We start from the raw sequence: 24,580 nt of genomic DNA, 5'->3' as shown, positions 1-24,580 counted from the left end.
ATTTCAGGTTTATAACAGTACACTCACTATTTGTTGAGAGCAAATCCAAATTGATCACAGTATCTCAACCTCCAAACAATATTCTTTATCGCATTTTGTATCATGTGCCAGTAAACTAACTTTTCTTTTATCAAGCTCATAAGAGCCGTATATTCTTTGCTTGTTTTCGCTGATATACAGTAAAATATCATTATTCAGAGCCACTATATCCATACCGGTATCACTGAGCTTAACAGACATGAGCATATTATCAGTATTGAAAACATCATTTCCTCTGATTATTCGGCTTGGTATATTTATAGTATTATTTTCTGCAATTTCGCGATTAAAGCTTCCGCAGTTTCTTTCTTCAGCGGAATAAGCATTTATGCTCAGCACATTATTAATACTTCCACACCAAAAGCATTGGCACTTTTCCTCGTCATTGCGATATGGCATACCACAAGCAGAACACATGAGAGAATTATCTAACGAATCAGCAATAGCATCTGATATTTCCATCATTGAAGGTCTTTTTCTTATGTCAAATTTTCCTGTAGTAAACATTCTCATAAATACATTTTTTAGTCCATCGCTGAGAACATTTTCACAAATAGGCTGATATATTCCCATTATTATATTTTCGCCGTTTTCATCAAGAACGAAGTCAAAATCGCCATTTTCAAGCATTTCATCTGCTTCATTAAGCGTTCCATCATAATTCTCATATGCCGTTCCCTTAAACGGGTGATTCATCACCAAACTCCAGAATAACGATACTGCAAAAGCATAACAATCAGAATTAAAAGATGCACCTTTACCGCTACAAACCTCCGGAGCGCCATAACCGGGAGTATAATAGCTTGTTTTCAAGGCTTCAGACTGATAGTTCAGATTATCAGCATCTATCAGCCATACATGGTCCTTTTCAAAATCATGCTCATTCTCTGTAATGAAAACATTATTATCCGAAATATCGCAATAAACAAGTCCCTGCGAATGTATTTTTGCAATAACACACGAGTAAAGATAGTATGCATGAAGGCGACCTCTTGCGCCTCCGGAATAGATATAATCCGCAAACTGTGACTTTATATCCTTACTATCAGAAAATGTTTCTTCAAGCCAGTCATTCGTGTAATTACTTTTTGATGTATCACTTCGCTCCGCCATAAAGCGTTTTTCAAACGATGTCATGTCCTCCATAAGACGCATAGTATATCCAACCGCATCTTTGAATACAGAAACAGGCAAAGTAATATTAGTATTCGGAGGCAGAGGAAGAAGAATTAATCGTAAAAACTCCTTGTTTTTTTCTGCTATTTCTTTTTCAGATAATGTATTTTTATCAAGAAATCTCTTATTTTCGCCAAAAGCAAGCTTTAATGCGATTCCTTTCTCAGAAGCAAGAAATACGGCACCCTGTCCGCCCTCTTGAATTTTTTCTTTCGTCTTGTATTCATATCCATATATATCATTAAAGCATAATGATATTTCCTGCTCAGAATTCTCGTTATTAGTCTGCGAAGTCTTCAATTTCGTTCTCCCCTTCCATAGAAAAGAAAAAAGCAATAGTTTTGTCATCTTGGCAAAGGATATCATTCAGCCATTTTTTCATGTCATTTTGTATCTCATTAACGTCCATAGCTGCATAGCTTTCATAGATATCCATTACAAATTCCTTATATGTTTCAGAGGCGGGCGGAAAAATCTCCACACCATCAGTACATAAAACAATTCCAAAGCTTTCTCCAACATTGCAGGTGCAAGTTTTCCAGTTATCTAAGTCGATATGATTGGAAAGGCAATATGTCTCATTCAAAAAATTGCACATCTTGTCATCAAAAAGAATCACAGTATCATCATGAGATGCTACACCGACGATACCATCTCCTAATTGAGCCAAATAAGCAGTTTTTTCCTTGACAATACAGAATAATGCAGTGCAGCAATAATCATTTATATTGTCTGTATTCAGCTCATTTTGCCACTTTTTCTGTATTCTCTCAAGAAAAGCTACACTTTGAACCTCAGCCATACTGCATTTTTTTGCCTCACTGATAAGAATATCGCAGAAGAGCTCTGAACCTCTTTCAGAATTCGGCTTACTTCCTACTCCGTCAGATACAACAACGGCAATAAAACCATTTTCGTAATGCACCTTATAACTATCTTGATTGATATCGTGATTTTTTCCTTTCAAAGACACTCCGCCATAAACCATCATACATTCTCCAAGATTATTTTTTTAATAACACTTATAAGATTAGCAGTGCTGTAAACTGTCATATCATCTGTCAAAACTCTCAAAGAGATTTCGTCTGCATCTGCACCAACTGCAAATGGTATAAAAATGATATTCTTCATTTTGAGCAAGGTTTGCAGCATCATAGTATCCCCATCATAATTGCCATCTGAAAGCAGTATCACTAAAGAGCCATCGTTTATATCTGATATAAAGCTCTCAAGCGTACTCAACTCAGCCCTACCTGAAAATTTAAACATCGAACCAGGAGTATACTCTGACATCTCAGTATTCCACAACACATACCTGAATTCTGTATTGCATTTTATAGTTTGACTTTCCAGAGCATTAACTATCGCGTCTAAAAGATAAATCTGCAAATAATTCTTTCCGCACTCATTAAAGCTTCCTGAAGAATCTGCAACAACATAAATATCACGTTCCATACATATCTCCAATTACTAATACACCTCTCCAATATAATATCAGAGAGGTGAGCAAATCATAAAATATATAGCTTGGGCTTTTCGCTTAACATATAAAGTAACTTCAAATCAATCAAGATCATCAAAATCAGTTCCCCACGGATTTCCGTTGCTAAGACCTCCCTGACTCTTTTCAGATTCTTTCTTATCAGCTTCCTTTGAAGACTTTTCTTTTGCTGCATCGTTTTTATTCGGTGCAATGCGAGATTTTCTTTCATTATCAATAGCCTGTGTGGATATTTTTTTGAATCTATCTGAAAGCGAACCTGCATCAGCCGCAAGTACAAAGGCATCTTCATCATGAGCAAACATTTTTAATACATTCTCGTCCGCATCACTTCCGATAGCTACAGAATATCTCTGACAGCTGGCTGTTCTTCCGGTATTTATAAAAGCTTCCATAGGCTCACGCCAGTCATCAGTCGGTTGTCCGTCTGAAACCAATACAACGATTGGACGATACGACCTGGGAGGAGTAGTTTCCTTTTTCTCTATCAAATCCTTAGTTAGTTTTAGAGTAACACCTATCGGAGTACCTCCACTTGCTGTAAATTCACTTATGCCGTCCTTTTGAACTTGCTTTATCGGCACATAGGGTTTCTTCTCGTCACCAACATGAAGACTAATACTTCTTCCGAATGTTATGATTGAAACAATAATCTCAGTTTCCTTCAATTCCTGCTGAACGAACGAATCTATCATATCTAATGTTGCAGTATGAAGCGCCTTGATTTTTTCTCCTGACATACTTCCGCTTACATCGAGAAGAAGAATAACCGGAAGCTTCTTTAATTCGGGAATAGAATCCTTATACTTACCTAAATCAAAAGCCATTTTTTAAAACCCTCCATTATACTTTATAATATACACTTTGCCGCATACACCCTACAGATATTTTTAGTTATCTGGAAGTGTATTTGACGAATAACGCAGTATTCTGTATTCCTTTCCTTTGATAAAAAGCTTGTTATCAATAGTGCCGGAAATATTCTCATTCTTGACCTTCTGACGAAGAAGCTCTTCAATTGCCGACTTGCTCCATGTACTTTCAAAATGCACACTATGCTTGATATTCAAGCTTGAATCAACAGGAACAACAAATACAAAATCAACCTTATCAATACTTGAACAGAACGATGTTTCATTCTTCCAAAGCTTCCAAATCTCATTATCCTTCACGTTGAGGTAATTCTTCTCATAGAAAAGCACATCATCAAAGTAAGGCTTTCCTTCAAAGTTTCTTCTCAGAAAACTGTAAAGGCGCTCACCATTCTGGATAAAGGCATACGAAAAAACAGGCATAATCAATCACCAGCTTCATTATTGGCAGCTTCTTCTTCAATTCCATTATCAAAAACGCCTTCATCACTGGCAGAATCGGAAGTTTTTTCTTCTGCCCAATCGCTTATATCAGTCTTTTCTGTTTCTTCAATTTTCTCATCTGGTGTGAGATAGTTCTCCTTCAAATCGTAAATTCTTTCATCAATTTCATCTTCACTCATTTCGGGAGATGTAGCTGATATTGCATCGTGAAGGCTCTCACGCATCTGTGACTGCTTTTCTGAATCGAGCTTTTCACCTTCAAAATAATCACCAAGACGTGGCATTTCTTCTAATTTTTCAGAATTAATACCTATCATTTCAGCAAGCTCCTCGGCAGTCATATTAGCTTTGTAAGCATCAACATAGGTCTCAGGCTGAATTTCCATATTAGAATTCTGATTAATCTGTTTTTCTCTAATTGCAAGTCCGACAAGCGAATATCCCATTTTTTCCTGGCCTGAAAGGTTTTCCAGCTTGAGTTTATCAGACTTTATATCATTTGCAAGGTGCTTGATATAGTCATTATAGCTATCAAAATCCTCCGGTTTTTTATCAGAAAGCTCTGCTCTAACAGCGAGGTCAACGGGGTCAATATTTACAGGCTCGTCCATAGTCATATCAGCTATCTTAGATACCATATCACTAATCGTTGCGACGATTCCAATTATTGCAGGAATATCTAGCTCTGGGAAAAGAATCATAATAGCGACAGTTGTTGCAATGCATATCAGATTTATTGCTGGTTCAAACTCTTCAATAACATTTGCAATTACATCTGAAACATCGTTAATGAATCCTCTCACAGAATCAGTAACAGATGATACAAACGAAGTTACTGCACTGAAAAAATTGCTAACTCCATCAAATAATGACATATAAATACACTCACTTTCTTATTATATCGTTGTATTTTTCACGTTTAGCTTTAAAGCTTTTCTGTTCAAATTCAGAGGGGTCAGTAATACACATAAGCTGTAAAAAGCTCTCAACCTTAGAAGAGATTTTTAGCCCACGAATACCGCCATATCTGAACGCAAAATAATCTGCACTGTTTTTCAAGCCATAATGATTAACAAAATTTTTCAGGCATGAAACGCTTTTTCGGTCTATCACCTTGCTCCTGATACAGCTTTCAAAGTCGCGAATAATTGACCTATGAAGCTTCAGGAAATAATCCATTTCATCTTCTTTCAAGTTGATATACTGCAAACCCGGTATCACGCCATTTTTTCTGTGCTCATACAGATATTTGCATGAATCCTTATGTATCACATCTTGAGATACAAAAACCTCTGACGAAGTATCTGTTGCCTGAGTCATCTGAACCTGTATCGCTTTTTCATATCCCTGCGAGAACACAACTGCTCTTCCTACGTCAAGGTATGAAAGGAAATTTTTCTGTTCATCTGTAAGAGCCATTGTATTGCCTATAGCATTTTTATCATCTTGGGCAAACAGTCTATGAACTATCTTAGTATTCGTATTCTTCAAGACCTCAGGTATCATTTTATCCGGTATTTGGTCAGAAATGACCAATGATTCACCATATTTTCTGACCTCTGCCAGCATATCCGCAAACATTTCAGTACCATGCTTTTTGTTAGGGTCATCTCCGGCAACAGGCTTAGATAAAAGTCGATGCGCCTCCTCAATAAGAGTTATATGCTTAAATGAGGGGTCTTTATAAAACTCTGCCTTGATAGCTTCATTTAGGTGCGCCATGACGATTCCCATTATAAAGGCTTTTTCATTGCCGCTTTTTATCTCCTCAATCTCAAGAACGACCTTTTTATGCAGCAATTCTTTAAGGTCAACTGACCTGTAGGTGTTCAACATTTGACCCTTTGCGCCAAGAGTAAGACTTTGAAGTCTCGCCTTAATAGAACCAATATAATCACTTTTCAGTCTATCTGCAAATCCCTGTTCATCAACAACACCATCGACCTGTGCTATAACATCTGACAATGTCGGAAAAGCTGTTGAGCCTTCAGCAAATGGGTCTATATCCAGACTGTCATAGATATCATTTTGGTTTGTCTCAATATTCCAGCCGCATTTTTCGTATGCACGGTAAATTGCAAGCTCAATTATCTGCGGGATAGCAGCTTCCATATCAAATGCAGCTTCAATACTTGCTTTTACCATGTCAACGTGAGAAGTTATACTCTCATGTGCAAAAAATTCAAACGGATTCAGTCTAAATGGAGCTATAACATCGTTTCCAAGAGTAAAAATGATAATATCATCAAGCTTAGAACGAAGTATTCTGTACTCTGTTTTGGCAGGTTCAATAACGAGAAACGGCAGATTACTTTTCAGCAGCAAATTCTGACAAGTTGTAGTTTTTCCGCTTCCGGTAACTCCTGTAACAAAAACGTGCTTATTAAGTATTTTTCTATCAAAAGATACTTTAGTATTTTCTAATACAACTCCAGCCTCGACAAGGTCTCCAATAACGAAGCCATCTTTCTTCATTGAAGTATCCTTCGAGTAATTCAGACCGAATTCTATCTCTTCTCTCAGAGACATACCGTGAACTTCCTTTTGCGGAAGACCGATAACAAGACTAAGCTCATCAGTTGAATACCAGTTTCCAAACACATATTCCTTTTGCGAAATATTCTGTGAAAGCGCAGAACGAGCATACTCCTCGCGCTTACTATGTGCTGATATATTTGATACAACAGGCAATTGAAAAAACGTCAACGCATTAAAAATTTCATCGCCAATGTAAATGTCTCTGCAACGGAGCGGAACACGATTTCCCTCGCTTCCTGAATAAAGAGAGATATACGTATTTGAAAGCTTTCGCAGCGGACCTTTTCCAGACGCCATCAAGAGAGAGCAGCATGAAAACATGCCTTTTCCCTTTCCGTAATCAAGCCGCGGAAAGATAACCTTATCGAGATATTCAATCCAATCTTTTGCAGATTTGTTATACTTTTCATAGGAACATGATTTATTCTTGCCCTGAGATGTACCTTTCTGTTTTGAATCTGATTCAGATGTTCCCTTTGAAGTATTCTCAGACTTCTGAACACTTTTTGATTGGCTCTCACCTTTTTGAGTTGAAGTACCGGAGCTTGAGCCCTCTGATGAACCAGAGTTTGTTCCGTTCGTTTCGCCGTCTTCACCGGAGCTTGACGAAATTCCCTTTGAAATAGATTTTGATGTTGAGTGGTTTTCACCTTTAGTAACACTTGAACCAGTTTGTTCAGAGGTTGAAGAACCAACACTGACGTTATTGCTTTGTCCTTTTGTTACAGAAGATGATGAAGATTCCTGTGTGCTGCTTCCCTCTTGAATTGATTGTTTTACAAGCAGAGAGAGCTCAGTGTAAAGCTTTTCGAGGTTTCTCTGAACTTCAAAAATCTCCTCAGCAGAGTATGTACTTGCAATTACAAGAACTCCGAACGTATCACCGCACATAACATCAACGAGACGATCAACCGTCTGAAAATTCTCCTTATTCTGGTCGATACCAGGAACACCTTCAATAACAGCACAATTTTCCATGTGAGTTATCCTTGATATTATGCGTCTTGTTTCGATTGGCTCGACCTTTTCAACAATACTTCCGCGGAAATTTCCGGTAATACTTGAACATAGAACCTTTTCACCTATAGAACTGATTGACATTTCAAGCTTATCAGAAAGTCTATATAGGTCACGGGCAACACCAAAATAAAAATTAACCTCTGAACCATTACTTAGAATAAGATAAAAGAGATTAGCTCCTTCTATTCGCATTGCGCTGATTACGTTTTCGAGTGCTTCTTTTCTTGGAGCTTTATCCTCAAAGGTAATACGGTTGACCCTATATAGAACAATATCAGAAATATGAAACGAAGGGAACGCCTTAACCTTCATATTCGCAGTATCAGTAAGATAATAATTATTGAAATCCTGTAAGAAATCAATACACGAGCCTTTCTTTTCAACTCCATTCTCTGACAATGCCTACTCACTTCCTCCAATAACAATAAAAATAACAAATACACTTATAAATAAATTATATCATTCGCACACATATTTGTCAACAAACAACATAAACAATTATAAATGCTCAAAATTGTGTATTTTATCAACAAATAGCTCGACTAAAACGCCTTTGCTTTTTAACATTTGCTATAAATTATAACAGAAATATCTGACTTTATTATATTACTAATGATTTCAGATTTACTCAACAATTTGCAAATCTTGCACTTTCAGCTATAAAAGTTGAGCAAAGGCTCTTATTAGTCGGATAAACTTATATATTTCAAGCTAAAATAAAAAATCTCCAGACCGCAAGTCAACGCAGTCCGGAGATAATTCTTTATACATTCACTTTTTCAATTATGCAGGTATGAGACTTGCCCTTAGTGTAATTGATACCAACAAGCAGCACCTCACCGGTATACTCTTTTATCTTATGGAGGTAGTCCTTATCCTTTATCTGCTGGATAGCTTCCTCAGCGGACTGACCATTTTTGAGTTCAATTATCATAGCAGGGAGCTTCCGTCCTACTCTTGGTATAAATACAAGGTCAGCAAAACCGTCACCTGTAGGCATTTCACGATGTACGATGTAGTCCTTCCGAGCAGAATAATAAGCAATTGAAAGCACACAGGCAAGCGAGTTTTCATCGTTATACTGCAATATCGAGGTATTCTCCTTATGGCTGTCTGAAATAAGTTTTGCCACCTTTTCAGCATTGCCTTCAAGAGTTGCCCTATGGATAAGACTACTGCCTATCGTAATCTTTCCGATACTGTCGAACAGGTATTCAGAACGATAAAGCTATTCAAAAAATGAAATCAATATGCGTATATCACAAAGCTACATTGTATGCCTGGTAAAACAAGAAAGGAAGAATACTATGAAATTGCTGATTATCAGACACGGTGATCCTGACTATACTATCGACTCGCTTACAGAAAAAGGTCATAGAGAGGCTGAAATGCTTGCCGAGCGTATTGCCCCTATGGATATCGCAGCTTATTATGTGTCTCCGCTTGGGAGGGCTAAGGCTACTGCGGAATATACTCTGAGAAAATGCGGACGTTCAGCAGAGACTCTGGACTGGCTCCATGAGTTTGACCGCAGCCTTATTATCGGACCGGACGGTCAGCGCCGCATTGCCTGGGATATGCTGCCTCAGAACTGGACGTCTGTTCCCGAATACTACGACAAAGAGAAATGGACAGACGTTCCTGTTATGGCTGAAGCAGATATGCGTAACGGTATCACCTATGTACAAAACGGACTTGATTCTTTACTTGCTAAACACGGATATGAAAGAAACGGCAATTACTATAATGCCATTTGTCCGAATGAAGACACTATTGCACTGTTCTGCCATTTCGGAGTCCAGTGCGTAATGCTCGGACATCTTCTCGGTATCTCACCAATGTTGCTCTGGCACGGCTTTATTGCAGCTCCAACCTTAGTGACAACAGTATGCACCGAAGAACGCCGCGAGGGTATAGCGTATTTCCGTGTCACCGCTTTCGGTGACGTTTCTCACCTGAATAATAACGGCGAACCTCCTGCCTTTGCAGGTCGCTTCTGCGAAACATTCAGCAATACTGAACAAAGACATGATTGACCAAAGAGCTGGCGTTTCGATGTGTTTTACGTACAGTCTGTCGCTTCAAAGTGCCATTTTTGCACTTTGAAAGAATATCGGTTGCATTTTGGGTTGTCTCCGCATAGATGAGATGGAAAACGCCCGTCACGAACTGGACAGAACAAAAGAAGAAGCAATCTGATGCACTTGCGGCTCACTTCGGTGAGCCGCTATTTTTTTGCCCGTATTGACTTGATGAAATGGAAGGATTATGGTATAATGGATATAACGCAATCATTCACAGTACATGGTTTTTCCAGACGACAGGAGGTCAGAATATGAAACACTACACAAGTAAAGGCGTATAATGGTATATCGATATCAATATGCTTTAAATTGTTTTCGTAAGCATCTTTAATTATGATTTTTTCCATACCACTTTTCTCTCCTTAAACTAAGTATATCAAAGTTGGTGCCATTTTTCTTTTAGATATGAATTGACCTTCTTATGTAGCAACGCTGCCACATCACAGTGATATTCGTTTATTTTAAAGGCATCAGCATCGCTGTTTTCATTTGAATTTGACATCATACATACATTACAATATCCTCTATCTTCACATGAAACACATTTGGGGAATTCTTTCCTTGTAATTTGACGTAGTTTTTTGATACCATGCAATATGCATTTTGAGAACAAAATGGGACGTTTAGGAACAGACTTTTCATCGTATGAAGAATTTGAAGAAGCAGCTCAGAATACTGTTTATCGAACTACAATCGACAGGCTTAAACAGTATCCATCTGACAACTGCAAGTCCTGTGAATACCTTAATTCCTGCTATGGTGGCTGCCCTATAATTTGGAAGAATCATTCATATGATGCACTGATGAGAGGTAAAGATGAATATTATAACCATTTCTAGTAACCTAAATATTATTTGAGTAATGGAATTGGTTTTTAATATACGATAAAACATGACACAATATAATGTGAGGTGTTAAACCATGTCAGAAGAAACACGAATATGGGGAATTCATACCCTTGACGATAATCTATTCTTGAAAGGTAATGTTATAGCTATCGGCTGGAATGAGGTAGGTGATCTCAGTAAGATTAATCCTAATCGTGATGCGTTCAAGGAAAAATATATCGTGACATATCCCAATTCTAAGAAAATGGGGATTGCTACAAGCGCAGGTATGCTATACAGATTTGCACATGAAGTTCAGATTGGTGACTATATTGTATTCCCTTCAAAGAGCAATCGAGAGATCAATATCGGAACTGTTGAGAGCGACTACATATACAATCCCAATACTGAAAATTACGTTCAGCAGCGTAAGGTGAAATGGTTGAAGCATCTTCCGAGAACTGCTTTTTCACAGGGAGCGCTATATGAACTCGGGGCGGCTATGTCTCTCTTTTTAGTTAAGAACTATGCTGATGAGTTCCTTGCGACTTTAGATAAGAACTTCAAAGTTACTATTTCGCCTGATACCATCGATGATGAAACTGTTGCAGCAACGGCAGATGAAATCATTGAAAACACAAGAGACTACATTCTTAAAGAACTGAGTCGAAAACTTAAAGGCTACGACCTTGAAGAATTTGTAGCAGATTTGTTGAGCGCTATGGGATATCGGACTACCATTTCTCCCCATGGTGGTGACAGTGGTATAGATATTACCGCCTATAAAGACGAATTGCCGCCGAGGATACTTGTTCAGGTCAAGAGCCAGGACAGTGATATTAAGGAGACCACTATACAGTCGCTGAAAGGTGCTATGCGTGAGGGTGATTATGGCCTGTTTGTGACACTCTCTAATTACACTAAAAAGGCTCAGAAATACCTCGACAACACACCTATTATTCGTGGCATCAATGGCAAAGAGCTGGTCGATCTGATACTGAAGTATTATGACAGTCTTAGCGAGAAGTACAGAAAAATGATACCGCTGAAGATGGTGTATATACCCGTTAAAATTTAACAAAACAAGCATGGAGGAAATATGTTTCCGGAATTTGAAGAACTAAAATTCAAGAATTATAAATCATTCGAAGACTACTCATATATATCTAATCTTAAAAACGTAAATGTATTCATTGGAAAAAATAATTGTGGTAAATCTAGTTGCATCGACGTGTTACAATCCATATTTGATAACAAAATCAGTATTGGTAATGCTAAGGTTCAAATAGATTATAAAATTAAAGACAAAGATTTTGATTTGATGATGAGAAAATCCAATTATAGTGCTCGCTCAATTATAATTCCAGATAAAAATCAGTTTATAGATAAGATCATTAGTTTTAAAATGAAATCAGTATTCGTAGAGAAATCTATAAAAAGGGAGTTTAATTATAATGGAGATGAAACTATTTTCAATCAGAATCAATTAAGCGTTGAAACGATTGTTGATGATTTCAATAGAAAAATTTGTGGTATTAAGCATTATAGATTGAATGCAGAAAGAAATATCTTACCAGAACAAGAAGACAAAAAATTATTTCTATTTGAAAATGGTTCAGGTGCCACAAATGTAATTCTTCATATTTTAAACTATGCAAATTGTGATGAAAAGCTTGTCCGAGTAAACGTGTTGGATGCACTTAATAAGATAATGTATCCTGATTCAAAATACGATAATATCACTATTCAAAAAGAAAATAATGAAGAATGGGAAGTTTTTCTTCATGAGAATGAAAACAGATTTCCATTATCAAAGATGGGTAGCGGTTTAAAAACTATTATACTTGTTTTATTGAATATTTTAGTTATGCCTTGCATAATAGGCTGCACGGCTAAATCTCAGAACATCAACTATAAAAACATCGTTTTTTCTTTTGAGGAACTTGAAAATAATCTTCATCCTGCTTTGCAACGAAAGTTATTTGAATATCTATATCATTTCAGCATTGATAATGATACTACCATACTATTAACGACTCATTCTCATGTTGCAATTAATATGTTTTCTGATAAGGAAAAAGCTCAGTTATATCATATTATTAAAGAAAATGGTAAGTCTTCAATTACCAAAGTAGAAGATTATCTTACAAAATGCGAAATACTTCAAGACCTTGATGTGAGAGCAAGTGATCTATTCCAGTCTAACGGTATAATTTGGGTTGAAGGACCTTCTGATAAAGTATACATAAAACATTGGCTTGAGTTATGGGGGGATAGCAATCTTGTTGAGGGCGTAGATTATCAATTTCTATACTATGGCGGTCGAATCTTATCACATTTCACCGCAAATCCGAATAGCCAAGATGATAATCTTATCAATATTCTTTCTACGAACAGGAATTCTGCCATTGTGATCGACAGTGATATATGCGTTAAAAGAAAAGGTATCAATGTAACTAAGCAAAGAATTAAAGATGAATTCAAGTCAGTTGGTATGTTTTGTTGGATAACACAAGGAAAAGAAATTGAGAATTATATTCCTTTTCAAGCAATAAATACCGCTTTTGATAGTAACCTCTCAAAACAATGTGGCAGAAATGAGTTATTCCCGAGCTACATAAAAGAAGTAATTGGTAAATCAAAGTTCGATAAAGTTAGTTTTGCTCACAAAGTCATAGCTTCAATAACTGATGAAGACACAAGTAATATTCTTGATTTGAAAGATAAGGTTATCGAATTAAGTAATATAATCAAACAGTGGAATTCAAAAGAATAATTGTTTAAAAAACAAATCAAAGGCTGTACCCGAAGGCATCGTCGTAAAACGCTCAAATATAAACACCACTTCTCTCACCATTTAGTCGATGCAGTTCTCCAAAACGAGTTCTTTTCTTGATAATATTCTACTTGACTGGGGGAAGTTGATCTAATGACCTACCTTTACATATATAGACTAACCTCAGACACCGGACTTGCTCCCTGCGTGGAAGATGGTCTGTTGTCGCTTGCCTGTTGCAAAGGCGGGCAAATAAGAAACGGTAAGCCTATTCATACAGGTCTGCGGTATCGGGTCGGTGCTATGCGTGATGGAGCGGATCACAAGACCGATGATATATATCTACTTGGCACGTACAAAAACAAGTTCCTCTATCTCGCAAGGATAACCAATATTGTTACCATGTACGAATATTTCAGCAGAATGTCTAAGAACAGAACGGACAGTATTTATAGTCTTGACGACGGTAAACTTGTTCGCAATCATCATCTTTGGAACGAGGGGGTTCACGTTGATGAAAAGCAGAATATCCGTGATATTGCAGGGGAATATGTTCTGCTATCGGATGACTTCACTTATCTCGGAAAAGACGCAGTGTTCGATGAACTGGTCGATAAATACAATGCAAAGTTTCGTGAAACAAAACTCTATAAAGGCGAGGTCGCAGAACTGATCGTTGCTGAATGTCAAAAATATCGTGACGGCAAAAAACACCTTCCGACTAATCCGTTAAAAAAGAAATGTGGTGGCTGCTAGTGAAGATAATACTGTCAAGAAAAGGGTTTGATGCGTCAAACGGTGGCTGTGCAAGCCCTATAATGCCAGATGGTACGCTGCTTTCTATGCCTATCCCTTCAAATGATAAGGACAGATATTCAGACCTGTGCTGGAATGGTATTACATATTCGGAACTTCTTTCAAACCTGCGCCCCAAAAAGACTTATGCAGGCTGTCATGTCGATCCCGATATTCGCAATAACAGAATCTCGATAATTGATGATTGGTCGCCAGCCTTTGGACAAATCGGCGCGGCGCAAGGTCTGCTTTCAAATGCAGGTGTCAGTGTGGGCGATATTTTTCTGTTTTTCGGTTGGTTCCGCCATGTTGAGAAAACTGACAGAGGCTACCGATACGTCAGAAGAAATGCCGCTGATTTTTACACCTGTGCTGATATGAATATCATTTACGGCTATATGCAGGTGGGAGAAATACTCACCATGCCTGAAAAGATCTCCGAATACTATTGGCACCCTCACGCATCGGAAGAAAGATTGGGAAAAAACAACAATACGCTGTATCTTCCTGCAAAAACGCTGTCCTTCGCACCGTCGCTTAAAGGCTGCGGAACGCTTGATTTCCGCAATGACCGTGTACTGACTATGGAAGGTAAAGGCAGAGCAACATGGAAAGAGTATGATTTTCTCATGCCCGAACATATATACGGCAACAAGAAAAACTCTGCCAAAAGCGGAGGGCTGTATTACAGTGGCATCTGGCAGGAGCTTGTGGTGTATGAGTCAGAAGAATTGTTGGAATGGGTGAAAAAAATACTGATATAAAAAAGGCTGCACCAGAAGGCATAGTCATCTGCTATCAAATATAAACCATACACTTAAACATTACTTCTCTCGATATATAGACGAAGCAGCACTCCAGACCGAGCTTTTTCTAAGCATCTCCACTGAAGACGGCCTTCACATTTTACATGTCTGCTCTTCAAGGATTATCTAATGAGATTATAAATAGGCAAGTCAATATATTCAGAACTGAATAGACAACTAGCTTTCAAAATAGCAATACCGATCAACGAAACAATTGATATATAATACGGCAGCCATGCGGCTGCCATTTACGATCCCTTATTATATGAATTGTCTCATTGTTATAATGTTAACCAGAGTTAACGAGCTCATGTTGCTTGTTCTCCACTCTTTTAGTTCAATATTTCAATTAGTGTAAAATTGGTGTACTAAATCAAAAATCAGCATATAATCAAAAAACATAACTGCTCGCAAGATAATGTAAAATCCATCCTGCGAGCAGTTCTTTGTTAGCAATATAAGCCTATATTCAGGCAAAATTAAAAGGCACTATATTTTGCAATATAGTGCCAAAATTCTGTAAGTTCATGACTAAAAAGATGACATACGAAAAATGGCTATTTTTCGGACTTTGTCAAAACAATCATAACATTATAATTTATGTAACTGGTTTTCACTTTGTAGATTCAGCTCCATGTGTTAATGGCACATGGAGCTTTTTGTTTTATTCAGATCCGATATTCCCTGCACAGTTAATCTGACAGGTTTCTCTCAAGTTATGTGATCAAACGATTTTCTTAAATCTTACAGTATTGATTTGCGTTTTATTTCGATTACGTCAACGTCTTTTTCCTCTAATAAATCCTCAAATTGCTCGCTTCCATAACGCTTCAAATGCGATAATGTAATTGTGAGCTTTTTTTAATACAACTTCAGTATTATTAAGATCTATTTCATCGGACTGCTCTTGAACATACTCAGCTTTCAATATGTATTTTATTTCAACAATATTCTCATTAAGGCCTAAAGTAATAGAATCTGAGCCTTCTACTGAGTATTTCTCATCTTGTATAAGATTTACAGTCTTTTTGTCTCCTACATGACCATATCCCTGTAATTTATCAGCAAATATATGCTCAGTTTTTCCATCGACTACGATTATCCTCAAATAATAAGGTACATTCCAATCAAGTCTATTTTGAAAACCTTTTACAGATTCTTTCAGCATTTTAAAAGGAGAATACACTTTTCGCTGGTCTACAGCTATTATCTTTTCGAAGGACTCGTAAACATCGTATACTATTTTAGTATTAAAATCATCAATCAAAGCACGATTTTTAGCACAAAAAGAATTATAATGCCCATCAGCTGTATTCAAAGTCTCTAAGGATTTAAAGCGATTTACCGTTATTCTGTTCTTATCTATAATGCTCGCATAATATTTGTCTTCATCTTTGGCGGAGTATAAACTAAACATTTCTTCAAAGTTGAATAATTCTAACTGACTACGAAGCGTATCTAACCACACAGTTAGCAGATATCTATAAATGATACTGACTTCCTTCTTAGAATAGCTTATTTTATTATCTTCAAAAAAATAAGTCAACTGCTCAAATCCAGTACTAAACACTGTATTCGAGAAATTATAATCATCAGAATATAATTCTCTATAATTAGTACGCAATAATATGCTTATAATCTCAACTATATTTGAAAAACTCTTCATGTATTGCTGCTTTCGGTCAGAACAATACTTTTGCCTCAAATACATAAGTGCCTGATTTAATTCTGCACTAACGCATTTTGATTCATGGTTCACATACTCTTTGCCTAAAGAAACCAGTTCCTTATCTACGTCAGCATTAACATATTCATTTGTTTTATCTTTTTCGACTTCGCCTGATTCATGTTCATTTCCATTTGTTCTGCTTTTTATAGTAGTACAGTAACAAAATCGGTTAGGTACAAAGAACTCATCATCTAAATGTAAAAAATCTAAATAAAGATTTTTTTCCTCTCTAAAAAAAACTGGTTTGTCTTGCAAATCATAAATCTTATTACATTCAAAATGTATACTACTATTATTATGAATATCCGTTTCATTATAAGGCTTGATCAATAATTTTAATCTTGTATCGATATAAGATATATTATAGAAACTCCGCCATTCTGATCCATTGTCTATCAATAGACAATCGTTGCAATCTTTGTTCACAAAATAAAAATCAACATCACTCCAGTGTGCATTGGTATATATCAATTGGATTAGACCTTTACTAATAATTTCTCTGTGATAATGTTTCTTTATTTTATCCAGATCATTTATATATTTTTTCTCATTGTAATCTTCGCCAAAGGAGAACATTACATACAGTATCTCTTCAAGTATTTGATAAACTAATCGTGCTAACAACTTTTTTTCACTTTCACAGTATAAAGTACATTTGATTACGATTCCCAAAGATTCAAGATAAGCTATAGCGTTCCCAACTGCAGTTTTTCTATTAAAGTCCCTGTATTTATTAAGTTTCTTGTCTACAAACGTCGTTCCTTCTATTATAAATGTATACTTAAAAAGTTTGGTATAGTATTCCTTATCGGTTTCACGGAAAGAACACTTATTTGCATACTTTCCATTGCCTATGATTACCTGCTTCTTTACCACATCTACCATATTGCACTTTTTCGGGAAAATAGCATCTATGATTTTTTCTAAATGTATTTTTCTTATATCTTTTCTTATATCTGGCATGATTCATTCTCCTCGATTAAATATATAGAAGTCTTGTAATCAAAATGTAATCTCTTTGTAATTAACTGTAACAAATATACCTCGACGCAGAAATTCGTTTTTGGCACGTTTTTTTACCTATGAATAGATATATTCTCTCCTTTTTGGAAGAATTTTCCAAAATAATTTGATATGTTATCATATAATTACCGATATCGGAAACTTGAAAATCGAATAGGAGATGATTATATAGCATGAACAAAACTGCGCTTTGTCTCAATGCTGCAGAGGTTTCCGAGAGGACAGGCTTATCCTTGTCCTCCGTTCGGAAGCTGACCCGCAGCGGTGAGATACCACACATACGAGTAGGCCGCCGGATTTTATATCCGGCTGAAGCTCTTGCCGAGTGGTTGACTCAGAAAACTGTTGGCGGTCTTGATCCTGAAAAGGACGGTGCGCTTAGTGAGTAAGAAAAAAGCCAACGGCGAGGGCTCTATCATGAAACTAGCAAATGGTAAGTGGCGGGCAACAATTCACGTCCCTCTCCCCGACGGAACTAAAAAGCGGATATATCGCCAGTTCCGCAAACGTAGGGAAGCAGACGAGTGGCTCTCCAAGATCAAGTCAGAAATCAGCGCCGGAAAACCGGTGCTCTGCTCCGACCAACCATTTGGTGAGTACCTCGGGCAGTGGCTCGAGAAATTCGGCTCAGTTTCTATCCGCGAGAGCACCCGTATGAACTATCTTGGCTATCTACGCCACATTAAGCGTCACAAAATCAAGGACGTCAAGCTCCAGAACCTGACTACCGATGATCTTCAAGAATTTGTCTTATACCTGCAAAACACTGGACACTTGGACACACCAGAGCAGCCTCTAAGTGCCAAGACAATACGCAATGTGTTAAATATGATACACAAAGCGTTACAGCATGCCGTAGGACGTCAGCTCATCTATCATAACGCTGCCGATTTCGTTGAACTTCCCCGTGTCATTACGCCCGAGATAAAGGTACTGACAGAGGAGGAAATAGGCAGATTCGTAGCAGCAATGAATGGTGACAGTCTCCAGATAGCGCTGATCATGATGCTGTTCTGTGGTCTGAGGCTCGGAGAATGCTGTGCCCTTACGCACGGTGACGTACGCTGCGATGATGGTATATACTATTTAAATGTATCAAAGTCGCTCAATCGTATTACAAATTTTGAAGCTAAATTCGGCGAACCGAAGACACTTCTCAGGATTCAGGAGACCAAGACATCAAAGGGTAAGAGGCAGATTCCACTGCTTCCTGAAGTCGCTAAGAATGTGCTTGCACATATTCAGTGGCAGCAGGAGCAGGCTGCAAAGTCGTATGGTACTTACGAGGATAATCCGTGGCTCGTCGCAAACGAGCTCGGTCATTACCTCGATCCAGGAACGGTTCGTAAAAAGCTAAAGGGTGTTGCCGAGAGCATCGGCATTGTGGACTTTCACCCTCACTGTCTGCGTCATACGTATGCGTCGCAGGCAGTAAAGGCTGGTGTTCCTCTCCCATATCTCAGCGATATATTGGGACACGAGAGCACTTCGTTCACAGCAAAGGTATATGTATCGCTCGACCTCGAAGGTCGGGCAAAGGCTCAGGCAGCTATGTCGGAGCTGGTACATAATACTCTAAATAATAATCTAAAGTCGGGGGCGTAATGCCCCCGCAGAAAGGAAAACTTATGGCTGCAATAGCGTTATTAATTACGGCAGTCCTTACAGGTATTACGCTTATTCGCATTACCGAAAAGGACGTGTCAACTCAGCTCACAAGAGATATCAGTAAACTCGGAATCCTCAAATTTGACGGAGAGACGGCATATATCAACGTAAAGACGCACTGGCAGAAGATAAGTCGCGTGGATCTGCTGAAAGTAATACGCAACTTAATCAATCCAAATGACAGATATGAGGTCGGCAGCAGAATTATCGCTGAGGTCGCCAAGCGCCTCGCAGAAGATTTTGCCCTTCAGTTCAGTATCGAAGCGGTATATAAAGCGCAGGAATACCTCATAAACTTCAAGAACGGCGTACTCAATATTCTCACCGGTGAATTCACCACAGATCGCAGTAAATGGATATTCGACTACGTTCTCAACGTCAACTATGTCGAACACTGTACCGAAAAAGACTGCCCGAACTTTATGAAGTTTATCAAGACCTCAGCCGGGCTTGAAAATTTACAGTGTATACTGATATCGTTAGGCTTTGGCATTTCCTCATTAAACGGCGTAAAGAAGGCGATATTCCTTTTTGGCGATACAGACGGCGGAAAATCCACTCTCCTGAACTTTCTCAGCAATGCCGTGGCTCCCGAGCTCGTTTCCAACATCAACTTCCAGCAGCTGTCCAATGGATATTTCGTGGTACAGCTTCTCGGCAAGAAGTTAAATATCTCATACGATAACAGCTCGAAAGCGATGGATAACGAGCAAATGTTTAAATCTATTGTTGCTTGCGAGCGCATCAGTGCAAGAGCGCTCCGCGAGAATCCCGTGCAGTTCGTCCCTACAGCGAAGTTGTTCTTTGCGTCGAACAAACCTTACAACTATAAGAACCCTGATTTGGCATTATATCGCCGTATGGTGTTCATTCCGTTTGAATATAGTATTCCTCCCGAAGAGCAGGACAAGGAGCTTTCTATGAAGCTTGAACAGGAACGCGACATTGTATTCTCATTGGCCGCAAGAACTCTGAAGGAGTTTGTGGAGTCAGGATACGACTTCCGTATGAGTGAAAAAGCTAAGGCATATCTCGAAAGCAGAATCGCTGCTCTTCACTCCGTTGATGACTTCCTGGATGACCGTACAGTTGTTGATGAGGCTGGCTCAGTTTCAACAGCTGCGCTCTACGAAGCATATAAGTTGTCGTGCGTTGAAAACGCACTCGATCCTGTTGAAAAGGCAGAATTCAAGGAGAGCGTGCTCGCCTATGATCCAAGTATTGACTATAAAAAGGTCGGTCCACGCAACAAAAGAGCCTGGGGCTTCAAGGGGCTGAGGCTTAAGACAGCAGAGGAGCTCAATGCTCCTGATGATGAAAAAGAGGTAAAGTAAAATGAATTACAGAAATGTTGGCTATAGGCCGAGAGACGACTGGATTCGAGCGTAAGTATGTAATGATATAAAGGGCAAGATTCCGCTTGGTACTGACAGTACAGAAGCAAATCAAATTAAATATAAAGGAGTAATCTATATGGCAGACTACAAGACTTTTCAGATGAAAATGTACGGTGATGAGGACGAGAAGCTTACTCGTCTCGCAGAAACAGCAAACACCGACAAGACCACCTTTGCAAAACGTCGTATTTTCTCAGAAGAGGACATAATAATCCTCGACAATTCCAAATACATATCCCGCTCACTTATCGAGATCGGTGACCACCTTCGTGCTGCTGAAAGAGACGGAAAGGTCTCCGAAATGCTTTTCGAGAAAACATATGCTAAGCTGTGCGAAGTTTCAACAAAATTTACGGCTATAGCTAAGGAGCTCATCGACTTCAAATCAGGCGATTCCGGGGAAGGTGAGGATTGATGTCAATAGCAAAAGATATTAACGTAAACGGAAAAACTCTGAAGGATACTAAAAGTCTTCTTGAGTATCTTAACGACAAGCTTAAGACTGGCGGTGGTAAATACATCGCCGGCCTTGGCTTCGTTACAAATGATTATCTCAACGAATTCCAGGCAGTCAAGGTAGCAAATCAGAAGACTGCCGGGAGGCAGTTCAGACAGATTACAATCTCAATCACTCCTGTCGGTAATGACCTTAGCAATGACGACTATCTTGAGATCGGTCGCAAAATAGCCAAATATTACTATGATAAAGGTTATCAGGTCATAATCAGCCTTCACCTTGATACGGATACCAGACATCTGCATTTGTTGGTAAACAGCGTCAATTATCGCAATGGAAAAAAGTTCAGCCAGAGCAAAAGCGATTTAAATCGCCTGAAGCTTCATTGTAACCACATCTTGGCGGATTACGGTCTTGATCAGATACGTCAGTCCGACGATTCAATGTTAGAATCTGTAGCTCATAATCTGAGCGAAGGCTTTGACTGCCTCGAACTCTTCGATGAAATTATGGCTGATAAGGCAAGCGCTTTGGCGGATTTATGCGATGATCCCTCGGAGTCAATGCCAATAGCAAAGAGCACTACAAGAGGACAGAATAGCGGATACACACCCTATTCTTACTATTTCAGTGCGAATGATCCTGCAAGAAATTCGTATCTAAAAAAAGTTATAAAAACAATCAGGAGGTAAAGTATATGAATAATACTAAGAATAATCAGGAACTCCCAGCGGTCAATGCTGAGCAGCTTCCTTCGGTTAACTCAACAACACCAGGTCTTTATATTGACTTCGGAAAAGAAGTCAATATGACAGTGCCGAGTGGTTGGAGCCCTCAGCAGGTCTCTGAGTTCGTCAACAGCATTGACACACTTCCACCGAGTGAAAAAGCTTATAATGCAAAAATCGGAGATGCATTGTTCACGGACTTGAAAAGTCGTGGAATAGAAGCTCCAGTAGGTATCAGTTCAATAGTTAAACTGAACTTATCATTTGATGATGTTATGGAGTCGAATATTATTGATATTCCATACAGCGAAGAATAATTTCGATAGAGCGCCCACTCGTGGGCGCTTTTTCTATATAATCTTATTATAACTCTACAAGCACTTCCCACAGGCCGTTTCTCTTACCGTTCTTGCGGCGCAGGAAGCCGTTATTCTGAAGCTCAACCGTTCTGGTCTTAACAGTTCGCTCGGATTTACCGATTGCCTCTGCTAGCTCCTTCTGGGTTATAGAAGGATTCTTTGAGATTTCCCTAAGTATAGCAAGTTCTTCCAAAGTGCAATTTTTGCACTTTGAAACATTATCATTTGCACTTTGGGCTGACTCCGTATATTCGATATGCATATATCGGTTCTTCAGTTCATGAGAGGATCCTGTCAGCAGATTTTCGATGAACATCTCTAAGAACTCAGTTGTTGCATGAACATCGTTCTGGAGATCGTTATAGTTCGCTCTGACAAGAGCATTACGGAAGTACCATGAATTATCGGCAAATACCTGATTGCTTACGTTGAATCCGAAGGTTTGCAGGTACTTTATCATGAATACGGCTGTGGTACGGGTATTTCCTTCACAGAACGGATGAATCTGCCAGATACCGGATATGAACTTTGCAATATGCTTTATCGACTGAGCTACATCAAGTTCCGCATAGGAGAAGGCTTTCTCCTGACCGAAGTCGTAGTCGAGGGTATCACGGATGCTGTCGAACGAGGCATAGAACACCGTCTTACCGTTAAGCACCCATTCCTTCTTAGAGATGTTATATGTTCTGTACTGACCAGCTGTCTTGAACACGCCTGTGAAAAGTCTGCGGTGTATGGTTTGAAGCTCTGCCGGTGAGAACTGGAAGGTCTTCTCAGCAAGAAGTTCGGCTATGTGAGCTGCTACAATGTCCGCCTCCATCGTATCCTGTTCAACAGTCATACGAACATCTCGCTGTTCATAGTAACTGTAGATCCGCTTTTGTGCAGTGGATATGTCGATCTTTCCCTCAATATGCTCCTTGGCTGTTTCCAGCAGGTATTCCGAGGTCTGGAGGCCGTCAACGTCCTGCAGGCCTATCGCAGTCTGCCACGCAGCACTTTTCTTTGAACGGTCAGGCTCGCCCTGACGTATGTATTCATCTAAGTCATATTGCCAGTCGTGTTCCTGTTCCATACCGATCCTCCTATACAACTGAATTCACTATTAGTATTATACCACAATTCCTATATATAATCAAGAAAACAGAACTATTCAATTTATCTGGTATTCTTTTCGATGTTGATAGCAACATTTGTGATCTATAGAAAATTTGTTAACCACGGTTAACAAATTCCGCAATATCGTTCAAAAACTCCAAAAAACACTCAGTGATTCTCAGCGATATATAGAGCAAAACTAAACCGCGTTGATGTACGGTTGATGTATTTTACTCATTTTGGCATAAAAAATAGGCACTCTCGATTGCTCGAAAGTGCCTATATTACGTTGGTTGCGGCGGCTGGATTTGAACCAACGACCTTCGGGTTATGAGGATTGCAGAGTATATATCACGCTGTATCACAGAGTGTTACAAAGTTCTATATTTCGGGTAATCCAAGGTTTGAATGGCTAAGAATCGTTGAACAATTTTGTCAAAATTTGGTGTACAAATTGGTGTACATTATAATCAGCATAGAACCAGGTACACACAGCAGACACCTCCAAATGTATTTGCCATTATTATAGCACAGCTACTATGAAAAGTAAAGACAGATACAAGGAACCGCCCTTGAAGGGCGGCTCTGCATTTACTGGTTGTTTGGATTCTGCATACGCATCTCTCGGTATATTACGCCTGCAAGAGCGCTCATGATAGCGTTGTATTTGTTTTTATCCGTGAAGAGCGATTCATAGCTTTCCTGTGACTCTGTATAGCTCTCCATAGCCGTGTCTCCGAAGATCTGTGGGAAGATACTCTCTGTGAAGATAACGGGATCGGTTGTCTTGGCAGAGTTGAAAAGCTTCGGGTTCTTCTTAAGCTTCTGGTGCAGGGCATCGATCATGACCTTGTCTGAATCCGTGAATTCTCCCTTGTACTTCTCGTTTATCTTATCGAGTATCTCGTCAAGAGGCGTTTTCTTCTGCTTGCCTTCGCCGCCTTTTTGCTTGGCGGGAATGTACATACCATCGAGGTCTTGAAGCTCTATAGCACCTTCAAAAGTCTTTTGCAGCTTATAGTATTCAAGCTTCAGCTTACCTTCAAGGTCACAAGGAGTGTCTGGTTCCTTCGGAAGAAGTCGAAGCAAATAACTCAGGAACAGGTATTCCTTGTGCATATCGGTATCAAACATCCTGACAACCTGCGTAATATAGCCATACCACTTGATGAAGCTGCGGACAAGTCTGCGGAACTGGTAACGCTCCTCAGAATTCTTGAGGTTGTATCTGTCTGTAACA

The 24,580-nt window shown here is 38.8% G+C and carries 22 protein-coding genes and 1 pseudogene; 12 read left to right on the top strand and 11 right to left on the bottom strand.

Annotated features, from left to right (window positions below):
• Window positions 1-54: 54 nt before the first annotated feature.
• The 8 genes from BMX22_RS12270 to BMX22_RS12235 all read right to left on the bottom strand — a co-directional run bounded on the left by BMX22_RS12270 (window position 55) and on the right by BMX22_RS12235 (window position 8,722).
• Window positions 55-1,515, bottom strand: a complete 1,461-nt coding sequence (locus BMX22_RS12270; RefSeq protein ID WP_074742726.1) for a protein kinase domain-containing protein — start codon at window positions 1,513-1,515, stop codon at window positions 55-57.
• Window positions 1,496-2,206, bottom strand: a complete 711-nt coding sequence (locus tag BMX22_RS12265) for a PP2C family serine/threonine-protein phosphatase (RefSeq protein ID WP_081349201.1) — start codon at window positions 2,204-2,206, stop codon at window positions 1,496-1,498. Before BMX22_RS12265 ends, BMX22_RS12270 begins: the two co-directional genes overlap by 20 nt.
• The gene (locus tag BMX22_RS12260; RefSeq protein ID WP_074742724.1) at window positions 2,203-2,670 is read right to left on the bottom strand and encodes a hypothetical protein; all 468 of its coding nucleotides are present in this window, start codon (window positions 2,668-2,670) and stop codon (window positions 2,203-2,205) included. The genes BMX22_RS12265 and BMX22_RS12260 overlap by 4 nt, the downstream gene beginning before the upstream one ends.
• A gap of 108 nt (window positions 2,671-2,778) precedes the next feature.
• Entirely contained in the window at window positions 2,779-3,543 is a 765-nt protein-coding gene (locus BMX22_RS12255) for a vWA domain-containing protein (RefSeq protein ID WP_074742723.1), read from the bottom strand.
• Between the two features lie 63 nt (window positions 3,544-3,606).
• Complete coding sequence (locus BMX22_RS12250) at window positions 3,607-4,011, bottom strand: hypothetical protein (RefSeq protein WP_074742722.1); 405 nt, start codon at window positions 4,009-4,011, stop codon at window positions 3,607-3,609.
• A 2-nt stretch (window positions 4,012-4,013) separates the two neighbouring features.
• Window positions 4,014-4,907: a hypothetical protein gene (locus BMX22_RS12245; RefSeq protein ID WP_074742721.1), complete on the bottom strand. Its 894-nt coding sequence runs from the start codon at window positions 4,905-4,907 to the stop codon at window positions 4,014-4,016.
• Window positions 4,908-4,917: 10 nt separating this feature from the next.
• Window positions 4,918-7,989: an ATP-binding protein gene (locus BMX22_RS12240; protein ID WP_074742720.1), complete on the bottom strand. Its 3,072-nt coding sequence runs from the start codon at window positions 7,987-7,989 to the stop codon at window positions 4,918-4,920.
• Between the two features lie 364 nt (window positions 7,990-8,353).
• On the bottom strand, window positions 8,354-8,722 hold the full coding sequence (locus BMX22_RS12235) for a PD-(D/E)XK nuclease domain-containing protein (protein ID WP_318259739.1): 369 nt from the start codon (window positions 8,720-8,722) through the stop codon (window positions 8,354-8,356).
• A gap of 175 nt (window positions 8,723-8,897) precedes the next feature.
• Between BMX22_RS12235 and BMX22_RS12230 the strand changes: the two genes are divergently transcribed.
• The 6 genes from BMX22_RS12230 to BMX22_RS12205 all read left to right on the top strand — a co-directional run bounded on the left by BMX22_RS12230 (window position 8,898) and on the right by BMX22_RS12205 (window position 14,836).
• A complete protein-coding gene (locus BMX22_RS12230) occupies window positions 8,898-9,626 on the top strand; it encodes a histidine phosphatase family protein (protein ID WP_074742719.1) in 729 nt (242 codons plus the stop codon).
• Window positions 9,627-10,270: 644 nt separating this feature from the next.
• Entirely contained in the window at window positions 10,271-10,513 is a 243-nt protein-coding gene (locus BMX22_RS17065) for an SPASM domain-containing protein (protein ID WP_074742718.1), read from the top strand.
• An 82-nt stretch (window positions 10,514-10,595) separates the two neighbouring features.
• Entirely contained in the window at window positions 10,596-11,579 is a 984-nt protein-coding gene (locus BMX22_RS12220; RefSeq protein ID WP_074742717.1) for a restriction endonuclease, read from the top strand.
• A 21-nt stretch (window positions 11,580-11,600) separates the two neighbouring features.
• On the top strand, window positions 11,601-13,277 hold the full coding sequence (locus BMX22_RS12215) for an ATP-dependent nuclease (RefSeq protein ID WP_074742716.1): 1,677 nt from the start codon (window positions 11,601-11,603) through the stop codon (window positions 13,275-13,277).
• A 153-nt stretch (window positions 13,278-13,430) separates the two neighbouring features.
• On the top strand, window positions 13,431-14,033 hold the full coding sequence (locus tag BMX22_RS12210; RefSeq protein ID WP_074742715.1) for a hypothetical protein: 603 nt from the start codon (window positions 13,431-13,433) through the stop codon (window positions 14,031-14,033).
• Window positions 14,033-14,836 (top strand): hypothetical protein, encoded by an 804-nt coding sequence (locus BMX22_RS12205; protein WP_074742714.1) that lies wholly within the window; start codon window positions 14,033-14,035, stop codon window positions 14,834-14,836. The genes BMX22_RS12210 and BMX22_RS12205 overlap by 1 nt, the downstream gene beginning before the upstream one ends.
• Window positions 14,837-15,683: 847 nt before the next feature.
• On the opposite strand, the gene BMX22_RS12200 is transcribed toward BMX22_RS12205, so the two are convergent.
• Window positions 15,684-17,570 (bottom strand): hypothetical protein, encoded by a 1,887-nt coding sequence (locus BMX22_RS12200; RefSeq protein WP_074742713.1) that lies wholly within the window; start codon window positions 17,568-17,570, stop codon window positions 15,684-15,686.
• 233 nt (window positions 17,571-17,803) lie between these two features.
• Here BMX22_RS12200 and BMX22_RS12195 point away from each other — a divergent pair, with 233 nt between their 5' ends.
• The 6 genes from BMX22_RS12195 to BMX22_RS12170 all read left to right on the top strand — a co-directional run bounded on the left by BMX22_RS12195 (window position 17,804) and on the right by BMX22_RS12170 (window position 22,197).
• Complete coding sequence (locus tag BMX22_RS12195; RefSeq protein ID WP_074742712.1) at window positions 17,804-18,019, top strand: helix-turn-helix domain-containing protein; 216 nt, start codon at window positions 17,804-17,806, stop codon at window positions 18,017-18,019.
• Window positions 18,012-19,235, top strand: coding sequence for a tyrosine-type recombinase/integrase (locus BMX22_RS12190; protein WP_074742711.1), 1,224 nt, complete (start codon window positions 18,012-18,014; stop codon window positions 19,233-19,235). Before BMX22_RS12195 ends, BMX22_RS12190 begins: the two co-directional genes overlap by 8 nt.
• 23 nt (window positions 19,236-19,258) lie before the next feature.
• The gene (locus BMX22_RS12185) at window positions 19,259-20,632 is read left to right on the top strand and encodes a DNA primase family protein (RefSeq protein ID WP_074742775.1); all 1,374 of its coding nucleotides are present in this window, start codon (window positions 19,259-19,261) and stop codon (window positions 20,630-20,632) included.
• 139 nt (window positions 20,633-20,771) lie between these two features.
• Window positions 20,772-21,110: a hypothetical protein gene (locus BMX22_RS12180; RefSeq protein ID WP_074742710.1), complete on the top strand. Its 339-nt coding sequence runs from the start codon at window positions 20,772-20,774 to the stop codon at window positions 21,108-21,110.
• Window positions 21,110-21,844 carry a relaxase/mobilization nuclease domain-containing protein gene (locus BMX22_RS12175; protein ID WP_074742709.1) on the top strand — a complete coding sequence of 245 codons (735 nt, stop codon included), beginning with the start codon at window positions 21,110-21,112 and terminating at the stop codon, window positions 21,842-21,844. Before BMX22_RS12180 ends, BMX22_RS12175 begins: the two co-directional genes overlap by 1 nt.
• A gap of 5 nt (window positions 21,845-21,849) precedes the next feature.
• A complete protein-coding gene (locus BMX22_RS12170; RefSeq protein ID WP_074742708.1) occupies window positions 21,850-22,197 on the top strand; it encodes a hypothetical protein in 348 nt (115 codons plus the stop codon).
• Window positions 22,198-22,243: 46 nt separating this feature from the next.
• Here BMX22_RS12170 and BMX22_RS12165 read toward each other — a convergent pair whose 3' ends face one another.
• Together BMX22_RS12165 and BMX22_RS16530 are read right to left on the bottom strand one after the other, a co-directional pair.
• Window positions 22,244-23,317 (bottom strand): Fic family protein, encoded by a 1,074-nt coding sequence (locus BMX22_RS12165; protein ID WP_074742707.1) that lies wholly within the window; start codon window positions 23,315-23,317, stop codon window positions 22,244-22,246.
• 614 nt (window positions 23,318-23,931) lie between these two features.
• Window positions 23,932-24,580 (bottom strand): annotated as a pseudogene (locus BMX22_RS16530) (type I restriction endonuclease subunit R); the annotation flags it as partial.

Source organism: Ruminococcus sp. YRD2003 (assembly GCA_900109435.1).
GTDB lineage: Bacteria > Bacillota > Clostridia > Oscillospirales > Ruminococcaceae > Ruminococcus > Ruminococcus flavefaciens_G.
This window is presented reverse-complemented; position numbering and strand designations above follow the sequence as displayed.